Below are 13,690 nucleotides of genomic sequence, written 5' to 3' on the forward strand. Positions count from 1 at the left end.
AATGGAAGCTTTTATAGTAAGTAGGAAGTTAATATGAACTTAGAACAATACCAAAGACTAACCAAACAAGCTGTTGCTCTAATTGAGTCTGAACCAGACTTTATTGCGAACCTAGCAAACTTGAGCTCATTGCTTTTCATGGAACTTGACGATCTTAACTGGGCAGGCTTTTACCTAACAAAAGGTGAAGAGCTTATTCTTGGTCCGTTCCAAGGAAAACCAGCTTGTGTTCGTATCCCAATGGGTCGAGGCGTCTGCGGTACTGCTGCACAAACTAATACTATACAAAGAGTATACGACGTTCACGAATTTGAGGGGCATATTGCGTGCGATGCAGCGAGCAATTCAGAAATTGTGATTCCATTTTCTATTAATGGAAAGGTGGTTGGTGTACTTGATATTGATAGTCCAAGTATTGGCCGATTTAATGAAACAGACGAAGAAGGTCTCACTCATTTCATGGTTGAAGTAGAAAAGCTGCTTAATTCACACGCGAACGACGCATAAATTAGCCTTCGAGTGTGGTTTTTCCTTGGCATGTCACTATAATACGAGAATATTTTTTCTTAATGCTCGCGGAAATCCGCTCAAATCAGGACCCCTCATGACTGAAAAGTTAAAAAACAGCAAAGAAGTTATTGCATATATTGCTGAATGTTTCCCTAAGTGCTTTACTTTAGAAGGTGAAGCAAAACCTCTGAAAATTGGTATTTTTCAAGATCTTGCGGAACGTCTAAATGAAGACGAAAAAGTAAGCAAAACACAGCTTCGTGCAGCGTTAAGACAGTACACTTCATCATGGCGTTACCTACACGGTGTAAAACCAGGTGCAGTACGTGTAGACCTAGATGGCAACCCTTGTGGTGAGCTAGAAGAAGAGCACGTTGAACACGCGAAAGCGACACTTGCAGAAAGCAAGGCGAAAGTTCAGGCTCGTCGTAAAGAACAAGCACAAAAAGCTCGTGAAGAGGGTAAGGCGAAAGCGAAACCTGCGGCTAAAAAGCCTCAACAGCCTCGTCGTACTAATAAACCAAAAGTACAAAAACCAACTAAGCCTGTAGAAACGCGCGCTCTAAATGCTGATGAAATCACAGTAGGTAACGCAGTTAACGTGAACATGGGCAAAGGAAACATGGCAGCGACCATTGTTGAAATCAATAAGGATGATGTACGTGTTCAACTTGCTAACGGCCTACAAATGGTTGTGAAAGCGGAGCACTTGCGCGCATAAAGGAGATACTCCTACGCATGAATTGCCGTTCAAAAGTGACCCTGATTGCTGCTAGCTTATGGCTAGCAGCATCAGCTCAGGCTCTTGAAGCCAAACTACATAAAGATGACCTGCCGGTTCTTTCTCCTGAAGTTCAGCATGAAACAGCTAGCAAACGAGTCACCTCGCGATTTACCCGCTCTCATTATAAGCACTTCAGCCTCAATGATGATTTCTCTAAAGCGATCTTTGAACGCTATGTAGAGTTGCTTGATTACAATAGAAATATTTTCACTCAAGCAGACATCAACTCATTTAAAAATTGGTCAGTCGAGCTTGATGATCAGCTTAAATCGGGCAACAACCAAATTGCTTTTGATGTTTACAACCTCTCAATGCAGAAGCGTTTCGATCGTTTTGCTTATGCGTTAACTCTACTCGATGAAGAGATCAAGTTTGATACCGATGACGAGATAGAGTTAGACCGCTCTGAGGCCGCATGGCCAAAAGACGAAGCAGAGCTCAACGAGTTGTGGCGCAAGCGTGTGAAATATGACGCGTTAAATCTGAAACTGACTGGCAAAGAGTGGCCAGAGATTAAAGAAGTTTTAGAGAAGCGTTATAACAACGCGATGAAGCGCATCACACAGACCAACAATGAAGACGCATTTCAGTTGTATATGAATGCCTTCGCGCGACAGGTTGACCCTCATACAAGCTACCTTTCTCCACGTAATGCCGAGCAATTCCAATCGGAAATGAATCTTTCTCTAGAAGGCATCGGCGCCGTTTTGCAAATGACAGACGATTACACAGTAATTCGTTCACTTGTTGTTGGCGGTCCGGCCTCAAAGAGTAAGCAACTTGGTGAAGGGGACCGAATCACTGGTGTTGGACAAGACGGTGAAGAAATTGTCGACGTGATCGGTTGGCGTCTGGATGATGTTGTTCAGTTAATCAAAGGCCCTAAAGGCACAAAGGTTAATCTACAGATCTTGCCAGAAGGTAACGATGCTAAGAGTTACATTGTCACAATTGTTCGTGACAAAGTTCGCTTAGAAGATCGTGCGGTTAAGTCAGAAATCATCGAAAAAGACGGTAAGAAGATTGGTATTTTAGAAGTACCAAGTTTCTACGTCGGCTTATCGAAAGACACCGATAAATTACTATCTGAGTTGAAAACCAAAAACGTTGACGGCGTAATCGTTGATCTACGTAACAATGGTGGTGGTGCGCTAACAGAAGCGACGGCATTGACAGGTTTATTCATTAAAGAAGGTCCTGTAGTTCAAGTTCGTGACAGCTATGGCCGCATCAAGGTGAATGCCGATACCGATGGAAAAGTGAGTTATGATGGCCCATTGACGGTATTGATTAACCGCTACAGTGCTTCAGCATCTGAAATTTTTGCAGCGGCAATGCAAGATTATAATCGTGCAATCATCTTAGGTGAAAACTCTTTCGGTAAAGGTACAGTTCAGCAACATCGTTCACTGAATCATATTTACGATCTTTTCGATAAAGAGCTAGGTTATGTTCAGTACACGATTCAGAAGTTTTATCGTATTGACGGTGGAAGTACGCAAAATCGTGGTGTTGCACCAGATATTTCGTACCCAACGCCAATTGAGGCTTCTGAAACAGGTGAAAGTGTTGAAGACAATGCTTTACCTTGGGATCAGATTGATAAAGCACAATATCAAACGTTTCCAAGTAACGACGCCTTAGTTGAAAAACTTACTGCTCTTCATAACAAGCGTATTTCTGATGAAATGGAGTTCCGCTTTATCAATGAAGACATCGAGAAATATCGTAAAGAAAAAGACGATAATACTTTGTCTTTGAACGAAAAAGTTCGTAAAGCTGAATCGGATAAAGCGGAAGCCCTTCGATTACAACGCATAAATGAACGTCAAGTTGCTTTGGGTAAAAAAGCATTCAAAACATTGGATGACATACCAAAAGACTACGAGGCTCCTGATGTTTATTTAGATGAGTCTGTCGCGATTATGGTCGATCTACTTAAGCAGGAAAATCAGTCATAATAACTGGCAATTTAGAATAAAAAGAGTGAGTCTTTCAGATTCACTCTTTTTTTATGCCTTTTTGTCTTCCGCTGTCTCGATATCGAGCAAGATATTCGCTTATTTTCCCCCAATAATTTACGTGATCTACATCTAAAATTTCGCGAAAGTGAAGACTACTGGCTAAGCTAAAAGAAAACGATAAGGATGCCGATATGAAGTGGTTCTTTATTTTACTTAGCTTTTGCTGCTTTAGTGTGGTTGGTGGAGAAAACACCAGAGAAGATGAATTAAGTCACTTTGACACGCCGTTTCTCATCGGAGACTGGTATTTAATGAACCCAAACCCCGAAGAGTCGGCTGAAAACTTTCGCGCGATCAAACTCTCATTAGGTTCGGACTACAGCTTTTCTATTGATATTCAAAAGAAAGACTATTCCGTTGACCATTGGGAAGGGCTGTATAACGCAAATGAAGACACCATCGTTCTTGGTTTAAACACCGACGAGCCTCAAATTTATGCCTATCGCAACAACCATAATACGCTTGATCTTAATGGTGTAACATTCACTAAGGGATTATCCAATTCACTTGCAGGTATTTGGTCTAGCTCTCACGTATCTGGCGACGGTCTTGTGGCAAACAACATTAATCAGATGGATTTGATACTTCAACCTGATTTCGTGTTCATGTTTAGGGTTTCGAACGAAGAAGGGGATGAGTCCATCAAACAAGGTGTGTTTTACACAGAAGATGAGTTTCTGGTTCTGTTGTATGAAAATGGCGAGCATGGAACCACGTATAAGCTCAACAAGAATGAGCTAACGATCGAAGATTCCAATGGTGATATGTACGCCGTACTCAATAGAGTTACGCCATGATGCCTTTAACATGCGCCAAATTACGCGTGCGTACGGTAAGTCATTAATGTTGTTTAAATGTTAATCAAAAAACGGAGCTAGAGCACTAAAAGCTCCGTTTTTTGATGGAAAGACTTGTATTCTGATACCACAACCCCTACAAATAGCTTATATAGTGATACCAGAACTGCATTTTTGATCATGCAGTCTGGTATTTTTGTTGTTCGACATACAAGGATTTATGCTCATGTCTCAAGCTCCCCTGGCCAAATATCGTAAAGATTATAAAGAGCCATCTCATGCGATTACTGATATCGATCTTACTTTTGATCTATATGACAATGACACAATCGTTACGGCGGTATCAAAAGTTGCTCAAAAAGGCGATACAACAACGCTAGAACTCGATGGCGAAGGGCTTGAGCTACGCGCTGTAAAAGTAAATGGTGAGGATTGGGCTCATCACGATGTGAAGGAGTCATCGCTGGTACTGACCGATCTTCCATCCGAGTTTGAACTTGAAATCGTCACCAAAATTGATCCTGAAGCGAATACAGCACTCGAAGGTTTGTACAAATCAGGCGGCGCATTTTGTACTCAGTGTGAGGCTGAGGGCTTCCGCCGTATCACGTACTATCTAGACCGTCCGGATGTTCTAGCAAAATACACAACAAAAGTGATCGCAGATAAAGCGGCTTACCCATATTTGCTGAGCAATGGTAACCGAATTGCAGAAGGTGATGCAGAGAACGGTCGTCATTGGGTTCAATGGCAGGATCCGCATCCAAAACCAGCTTACTTGTTCGCCCTTGTTGCAGGCGACTTTGATGTATTGCGTGACAAATATACAACGATGTCAGGTCGCAGTGTTGATTTAGAAATCTTTGTTGATAAAGGTAACTTAGATCGTGCAGGTCATGCGATGACATCTTTGATCAACTCGATGAAGTGGGATGAGGAACGCTTTGGCCTGGAATACGATCTGGATATTTATATGATCGTTGCTGTTGATTTCTTCAACATGGGTGCAATGGAAAACAAAGGCTTGAACATTTTTAACTCAAAATATGTTCTGGCGAACGATCAAACTGCGACAGATCGTGACTATTTAGGTATCGAAGCTGTGATCGGTCATGAGTACTTCCACAACTGGACTGGCAACCGTGTCACTTGTCGTGACTGGTTCCAACTAAGTCTAAAAGAAGGCTTAACCGTATTCCGTGACCAAGAATTCTCTTCTGACTTAGGTTCTCGTGCTGATAACCGTATTGATAACGTACGTATTATTCGTGGTCCTCAATTTGCGGAAGATGCAAGCCCAATGTCTCACCCGATTCGTCCTGACAAAGTCATTGAGATGAATAACTTCTACACGCTAACGGTGTATGAAAAGGGCAGCGAAGTTATTCGCATGTACCATACACTCCTTGGCGAAGAGGGCTTCCAAAAAGGAATGAAACTTTATTTTGAACGTCACGATGGTACCGCCGCGACGTGTGAAGACTTTGTTTCTGCAATGGAAGATGCCACCGGTGTTGATTTAAAACAGTTCCGTTTGTGGTACAGCCAATCGGGTACACCAACGCTACGCGTAAATAGCGAATACAACGCTGATGCAAAAACTTACGCACTAACGGTAGAGCAATTTACGGAGCCGACGCAAGACCAAGCAGAAAAACAAGCGCTGCATATTCCGTTCGATATCGAGTTGTATGATTCGAAAGGTCGAGTTATCCCACTGGTGATTAACGGTGAATCTGTTCATAACGTGCTGGATATTAAACAAGATAAGCAAACGTTCGTATTTGAAAATGTCGAAGAACAGCCAGTGCCATCTTTGTTGCGTGAATTCTCGGCACCAGTCAAATTAGAATACGATTACAGCGATGACGAGTTAGTCTTCTTGATGAAGCACGCAACGAACGATTTTGCTCGATGGGACGCTAGCCAAATGCTATTGGCTAAATACATTCGTCAGAATGTGAAAAATGTTCAAGCGGGACAAGAAGTATCACTTTCTGAAGGTGTGATAGATGCTTTCCGCGGTGTGCTGTTGGATGAAACGCTTGAGCCAGCTTTCATTGCTCAAGTTTTCTCTATGCCTTCAATCAATGAGATTACTGGTTGGTACCAGCAAATTGATATCGATGCCGTAGACAAAGTGCTAAACAGCATTACAGTGTCACTTTCTAAGGAATTAGAAGATGAGCTAAGTGCGACTTATCACACGCTTAAGCAAACAGAGTATACGATCGACCATGCTGCAATTGGCAAGCGTGCTTTACGTAACCGTTGCCTTCAGTACCTAGCATATACGGAAAAAGGTAATGATTTAGTCAACGCACAATACGCATCTGCAAATAACATGACAGATACGATTGCTGCGATGAGTGCTGCAAATAACGCTCAGCTCGAGTGTCGTGAAGCACTTATGGCTGATTACAGCGATAAATGGAAGCACGATGGTTTGGTTATGGATAAGTGGTTTGCACTGCAAGGTAGCAATCCTGCAGAGGATGCTCTTGAAAAAGTAAAAGCAACCATGAACCACGAAGCATTTAGTTTGAAAAATCCGAACCGTACGCGCAGCTTAATTGGCTCGTTCTTAAGTGCGAACCCTGTACGTTTCCATGATAAATCCGGTGTAGGTTACCAGTTTGCCGGTGAAATTCTTCGCCAACTAAATGATTCGAACCCACAAGTAGCTTCTCGAATGATTGATCCTTTGCTTAAGTTCCGTAAATACGATGAAGCTCGCCAAGCAATGATTCGTGCAGAACTTGAAAAGCTCAAAGCAATGGATAATCTTGCTAAAGATCTATTCGAAAAAGTGACTAAAGCACTAGACGAATAGTAAACAACACAATAGGGTGGTCATTAAGGCCACCTTATTTGTTTATGTCACTTAGTTTTCACTTCATGAACTATTACTACTTCAATCTCAACATTTCATATCAAACGTTTTTATCTCATTATTCTGGTGCGGCAAGTGTTGTTCAAGTTGTCACACACAACGGTTTGCGTTTGCAGTTACCCGCCGCGAGATTTAGACCATTTCTTAGTCAATTGGGCGTTAGAGGCCAGTTTAGACTAACAACTGACCAAAATAATAAGTTTCTTAAGTTAGAAACTCTGTGATGTATTGTATTTGCAGAGAGTTAAATAGGAATCTTAGTCACAGAATCGGACATTTCACCTCTTACCACTACGATTAGTTGTTAAACATTTGTAATTATGCTTTTACAATGGGCACATGCATTACCTATGCTTAGTTTCTAAGGTAACAACCTAGCTACTAAGTCCCCCTACAAAACAACAATTCTAATGTGGAGTGTGAATATGACCGCGCGTGAAAATGTAGTGCCGGTTCTGCTTGAAAAGGTTTACCAACTGATTCAAGACAAACTCGAGCTTTCTCACCAAACGCTTGTAACTAAACTTGCTCAACACTTATTCAGTAACATTGCTGATGATGATCTAATTCAGCGAAACGAATCCGACCTTTATGGTGCTGTCGTTAGCCTTTGGCACCATATCAATGAAAAAAAACCAGAAGAGATTTCGGTTCGAGTATTTAACCCGACCGTAAGTCGTCAAGGCTGGCAATCCACACACACAATCGTAGAAATTGTTGTTCCAGATAGTCCATTCTTAGTGGACTCAGTCAAAATGGCTTTAGCACGTTTGGATCTTGTTTGTCACCTAATGTTGAATAACCCAACACAGATTCAGCGTGATAAAAAAGGCCAAGTTACAGACGTAAACGGTGAGGGTGGTGTTCTTCAATCACTTTTCCACATAGAGGTAGACCGCCTTACTAGTAAAGACGAGATGCAAGCGCTTAAAGAAGAGCTGTTAAGAATTCTATCTGATACTCGCTTAGTCGTTGATGACTGGAAGCAGATGGTTGATAAGCTTAAGTTTGTTACTGATGAACTTGAGAAAAATAAAGATCGTGTTTCTATCCAAACTGATCGTATGGATGAAACGATCGCATTTCTTCGTTGGTTAGAAGATCATAACTTTACCTTTATGGGTTATAAAGATTATGACTTAAAAGAGGTCAATGGTGATACCGAACTTGTTCCTGCTAAAGAAAAAGGACTAGGTCTGTTTGCTGATGACAAGCGCGTGCGTAGCGTCAAGCTCTCTGAATTATCAGATTCAGCGCGATTAGAAGCGAAAAAACCATACGCTCTGATCATCACCAAAGGTAACAAAGCATCTCGTATCCACCGTCCAGCTTATACTGATTACATCGGTATTAAAAAGTTTGATAAAAACGGTAAAGTAATAGGTGAGCATCGCTTTACTGGTTTATATACCTCCGCTGTTTACAACCAAGCGGTACAAAGTATTCCTCTGATCCGTGAAAAAGTTGACCGTATCCTTGAAGCAAGTGGATACCGTCACGGATCATACTCATACAAAGCATTGCACAATATCTTAGAAAACTACCCACGCGACGAGTTGCTTCAAGCTAATGAAGAAGAACTGCTTGAGGTGGGAATGGGTGTTGTACAAATGCAAGATCGTGACTTGCTGCGTTTGTTTGTTCGTAAAGACCCATTTGGTCGTTTCTTCAGTTGCATGGTTTATGTCACTAAAGATCGTTACAACACAGAATTGCGTCGTCAAACTCAACGCATTCTTAAGCAGTACTTTGGTTGCGAGCAAGAGGTTGAATTTACAACGTACTTCTCAGAAAGCCCACTAGCGAGAACACATTACATTGTTCGTGTAGACAATAACAACATTGACGTAGACGTGAAAAAGATCGAGCAAAATCTAATGGAAGTTTCTACCTCTTGGGATGACAGACTAAAAGAATCCATCATTGCTAACTTTGGTGAAAGTAAAGGCCTTCCTCTTTCAAAAGAATATATGAGTGCGTTCCCTCGCTCATACAAAGAGGACATGATGCCAGGTTCTGCGGTTGCAGATATCGAGCGCTTAGAAGCGTTAAGTGATGATAATAAACTTGGCATGTTGTTCTACCGACCTCAAGAAGAGGGTGCAGATTCCAAAGCTGTCCGCTTAAAGTTATACCATCGCGATGAACCAATTCACCTTTCTGACGTAATGCCGATGTTGGAAAACCTTGGTTTGCGTGTGATTGGCGAATCGCCATATGAGATCGAGAAAAACAACGGGCAGACTTTCTGGATCCTTGACTTCTCTATGCTGCATAAGAGCGAGAAAACCGTTGACCTTCGTGAAGCTCGTGATCGTTTCCAACAAGCATTTGCTGCCATTTGGGCGGGTAATCTTGAAAGTGATGGTTTCAACCGATTGTTATTAGGTGCGTCGTTATCTGGCCGTGAGATTTCCATTCTTCGTGCTTACGCACGATACATGCGCCAAGTAGGCTTCCCATTCAGTCAGCAGTACATCGAAGACACGCTAAGCCACTACCCAGACTTAGCGACAGGTCTAGTCAAGCTGTTCACCAAGCGATTTGATCCGAAACACAAAGGCAGCGAGAAAGGCCAAAACGATCTAATTAAAAAGCTAACAGAGCAGTTGGATCGTGTAGAGAGCTTGGATGATGATCGTATTATTCGTCGTTATATTGAAATGATCATGGCGACGCTTCGTACCAACTACTACCAAGTAGACGAGAATAAGCAGCCTAAGCCTTGGTTATCTTTGAAAATGAAGCCAAGCGATATTCCTGAGATTCCGCAGCCTGTACCTGCATTCGAGATCTTTGTTTACGCACCAGATATTGAAGGTGTTCACCTTCGTGGTGGAAAAGTGGCTCGTGGTGGTTTGCGTTGGTCAGATCGTCAAGAAGACTTCCGTACGGAGATTCTTGGCTTAGTAAAAGCGCAACAGGTTAAGAACACTGTAATTGTACCAGTGGGTGCAAAAGGCGGCTTCGTTTGTAAACGCCAGCCATCTCTCACCACTCGTGATGAAATTTTTGCGGAAGGTCAGCGTTGTTACAAACGCTTTATCCGTGCACTGCTAGATGTGTCAGATAACATCATTGAAGGAGAGGTGGTACCACCACAAAACGTTGTTCGTCACGATGAAGATGACCCATATCTAGTAGTGGCTGCCGATAAAGGCACAGCAACCTTCTCAGATTTGGCAAACTCTGTTTCTGCAGAATACAACTTCTGGCTAGGTGACGCATTCGCTTCAGGTGGTTCAAACGGTTACGATCACAAAGCAATGGGTATCACCGCAAAAGGTGGTTGGGAATCTGTTAAACGTCACTTCCGTGAAATGGGCATCAACTGTCAGACCACTGATTTTACTGCAATCGGTGTAGGTGATATGGCAGGTGACGTGTTCGGTAACGGTATGCTGTTATCGAAGCATATTCGATTGCAAGCTGCGTTTAACCACATGCATATCTTTATTGATCCAAATCCAGATTCAGCCAGCAGCTGGGAAGAGCGTAACCGCTTGTTTAATCTGCCAAGATCAAGCTGGGAAGATTACAACAAAGACTTGATCTCTCAAGGTGGTGGCATCTTCTCTCGTCGATCAAAATCGATCCAGTTGACGCCAGAAATTCAGAAAATGTTAGGTACTAAGAAAGCATCTTTAGCGCCTAACGATCTGATAAAGATGATCTTGAAAATGAAAGTCGATCTGCTTTGGAATGGTGGTATCGGCACTTACGTTAAATCATCGACAGAAACTCATACAGATGTTGGCGACCGTGCTAACGACATGCTGCGCATTGACGGCCGTGACTTAAGAGCCAAAGTGGTTGGCGAAGGTGGTAACTTGGGTATGACTCAGCTTGGTCGTATCGAATACGCACTAACTGGCGGTCGAGTGAACACGGACTTCGTTGATAACGTAGGTGGCGTTGACTGTTCGGATAATGAAGTCAACATCAAGATCTTCCTCAATGGACTGGTTTCAAATGGCGATCTTACGGTTAAGCAACGTAACCAAATTCTAGAGTCTATGGAAGACGAAGTGGGTGAAATTGTCTTGGATGATGCTTACCGTCAGTCGGAGTCGATCTCTGTTACTGAACAGCAAGGTGTTGGCATTGTTAAGGAGCAAATTCGATTCATCCACACTATGGAGAAAGCAGGGTACTTGGATCGTGCTCTCGAATACATTCCTGATGATGAAACGCTAATCGAGCGTGAAAAACAGGGACTAGGTCTGACTCGCCCTGAGCTATCAGTATTAGTTGCCTACGGTAAAATGGTACTTAAACAGCAACTTGTTACGGATGAAATCGCAAATGATGAATTCCATGCAAAACAACTTGTTGAATATTTCCCAAGTGCGTTACGACGTAACTATAAAGATCAAATGGTTAATCACCCACTGCGAGCTGAAATTATCGCTACAGCATTGGCTAACCAGATGGTTAATGAAATGGGCTGTAACTTCGTTACTCGTTTGCAAGAAGAAACTGGTGCAAGTGTTGTCGATATTGCCAACGCTTACAGTGCGGCTAGAGAAATCTTTGATTTAGAAGAAATCCTCAAGCAAACTCGCAAACTTGATAACGTTGCGACAGCGCAAGCTCAATACGAAATTATGTTTTACGTGCGCCGAGCACTGCGTCGAATTGCACGCTGGTTGCTTCGTAACCGTAGCGGCAAATGCACGGTCGGTGAGTTGATTGCTATCTACAAGCAAGATGTCAATGTTATCACTGAAACCCTAGACACTATGTTAGTTGAGTCTGAAGTTGAAGAACACAATGAGTTGGCTCAAGGTTGGATAGAGAAAGGGGTTGAAGAGAAACTCGCTCACCAAGTTGCCCGCTTATCAAGCTTACAATCTGCACTGGATATTTCATCAGTAGCAAGTGAAACAGGTAAAACGGTTGAGCAAGCATCGAAACTCTACTTTAACTTGGGTGACCGTTTATCGTTGCATTGGTTCTTGAAGCAAATTAATAGCCAAGCCGTTGATAACAACTGGCAAGCACTTGCAAGAGCGGCATTCCGTGAAGATCTGGACTGGCAACAACGTCAACTTACCGCTCAGGTACTGACTTGTGGCTGCTCAACCGAAGAGCTTGACGTGATGGCTGCGTTAGAAGATTGGATTGAAACTAACGAGCAATCGTTGCACCGCTGGGAGAGTATCTTAAACGAGTTCAAAGTTGGCTCAGTACACGAATTTGCTAAGTTCTCTGTAGCACTTCGAGAGCTAGTACTTTTAAACCTCAACTGCTCATCGAAAGAGTAGTGGAATAATCAAGTCATAAGTAAAAGCCTCGTTATTTAACGGGGCTTTTTATTATCTATTATTCACATTTGGAACGAAAATAGTTACATTGTCACATTGAATTGAAATTAAAACAGAGTGAAATCGATTGCTTTTAAGCGGTTAGTTACGATTTTTATCGCAGAAACTTGATTGTAATTGTTTGTTTTATATTTAAAAATCTTATAAAGATATAGGTTTTTACTTATTACGTTCATTTTCATTGAATTACGATGAAAAACGGTAAATAATATTGTCCCGTTTATACGGGGCTTTTTTCTTTCGGAGGCACAATGCTTTACCGTCTAGCCAGAACTGGCTTTTTCCAACTCGATGCCGAGAAGGCACATGATCTTGCAATCAAGAACTTCCAACGCTTTAACGGCACACCACTTGATCTCTTTTACCGCCAACAGTTACCAACTCGTCCAGTTGAGTGTATGGGTCTAACATTCCGTAACCCTGTTGGTCTTGCGGCTGGTTTAGATAAAAACGGCGAATGTATTGAAGCATTTGATGCCATGGGCTTTGGCTTTGTCGAAGTCGGCACTGTAACGCCACGACCACAACCAGGTAATGATAAACCACGCTTATTCCGTTTAGTGGAAGCAGAAGGGATCATCAACCGCATGGGCTTTAATAACCTAGGCGTTGATAATTTGATCGAGAATGTTAAACGAGCAAAATTCAATTGTGTTCTCGGAATTAATATCGGTAAAAATAAAGATACGCCAATTGAGAAAGGGGCAGAGGACTACCTGATTTGTATGGAAAAAGTGTATGAGTATGCTGGCTATATTGCAGTAAACATCTCATCGCCAAACACTCCAGGTCTTCGTTCACTTCAATATGGTGAAGCGCTTGATGAACTGCTTTCCGAATTAAAAGCGAAACAAGCGGAGTTATCAGAGAAGTACAACAAGTATGTCCCGTTAGCATTAAAGATTGCGCCAGATTTAAGTGACGATGAAATCTGCCAAATCTGCGATTCTTTATTGAAAAACAATATAGATGGTGTGATCGCGACTAACACAACTTTGGATCGCACGATCGTAGAAGGGATGAGACACGCCAATGAGGCAGGTGGCTTGAGTGGTCGCCCTGTGCAATCACGCTCTACGGAGGTCGTACGTAAGCTTCATGAAGAGCTTGGAGACAAACTTCCAATTATCGGTGTTGGTGGTGTAGATTCCTATGTTGCAGCCAAAGAAAAGATCATGGCAGGCGCTAAACTTGTTCAAGTCTACACTGGCTTTATTTACCACGGCCCAGGTCTCGTACGTGATATTGTTAAGAATCTTTAACATATACATCAAAAACTACTGAAAAATCAGTACCTGTTACATAAAAAAGAGGACTTTGTTTCCTCTTTTTTTTTATCCGTTCGTTTGTAGAAT

General features: G+C 42.3%; 8 protein-coding genes. All 8 read left to right on the top strand.

The genetic code is table 11. From position 1 onward, the window contains the following. Positions 1-33: 33 nt before the first annotated feature. Positions 34-507: a GAF domain-containing protein gene (locus R7Q47_RS11035; RefSeq protein WP_017634278.1), complete on the top strand. Its 474-nt coding sequence runs from the start codon at positions 34-36 to the stop codon at positions 505-507. Between the two features lie 97 nt (positions 508-604). After that, positions 605-1,231 carry an RNA chaperone ProQ gene (gene proQ, locus R7Q47_RS11040; RefSeq protein ID WP_005377435.1) on the top strand — a complete coding sequence of 209 codons (627 nt, stop codon included), beginning with the start codon at positions 605-607 and terminating at the stop codon, positions 1,229-1,231. Positions 1,232-1,248: 17 nt separating this feature from the next. After that, positions 1,249-3,255 (top strand): carboxy terminal-processing peptidase, encoded by a 2,007-nt coding sequence (prc, locus tag R7Q47_RS11045; RefSeq protein WP_154204563.1) that lies wholly within the window; start codon positions 1,249-1,251, stop codon positions 3,253-3,255. Between the two features lie 194 nt (positions 3,256-3,449). Beyond that, entirely contained in the window at positions 3,450-4,115 is a 666-nt protein-coding gene (locus R7Q47_RS11050; protein WP_062730582.1) for a hypothetical protein, read from the top strand. A 226-nt stretch (positions 4,116-4,341) separates the two neighbouring features. Next, positions 4,342-6,948, top strand: a complete 2,607-nt coding sequence (pepN, locus tag R7Q47_RS11055) for an aminopeptidase N (protein WP_154204564.1) — start codon at positions 4,342-4,344, stop codon at positions 6,946-6,948. 65 nt (positions 6,949-7,013) lie between these two features. Next, positions 7,014-7,232, top strand: coding sequence for a DUF2835 domain-containing protein (locus tag R7Q47_RS11060; RefSeq protein WP_005377440.1), 219 nt, complete (start codon positions 7,014-7,016; stop codon positions 7,230-7,232). 201 nt (positions 7,233-7,433) lie between these two features. After that, positions 7,434-12,275, top strand: coding sequence for an NAD-glutamate dehydrogenase (locus tag R7Q47_RS11065; RefSeq protein WP_064368429.1), 4,842 nt, complete (start codon positions 7,434-7,436; stop codon positions 12,273-12,275). Positions 12,276-12,586: 311 nt separating this feature from the next. Further along, positions 12,587-13,597, top strand: coding sequence for a quinone-dependent dihydroorotate dehydrogenase (pyrD, locus tag R7Q47_RS11070; protein ID WP_005377443.1), 1,011 nt, complete (start codon positions 12,587-12,589; stop codon positions 13,595-13,597). The last annotated feature ends 93 nt before the right edge of the window (positions 13,598-13,690 follow it).

Source organism: Vibrio sp. Vb0349 (genome assembly GCF_033338975.1).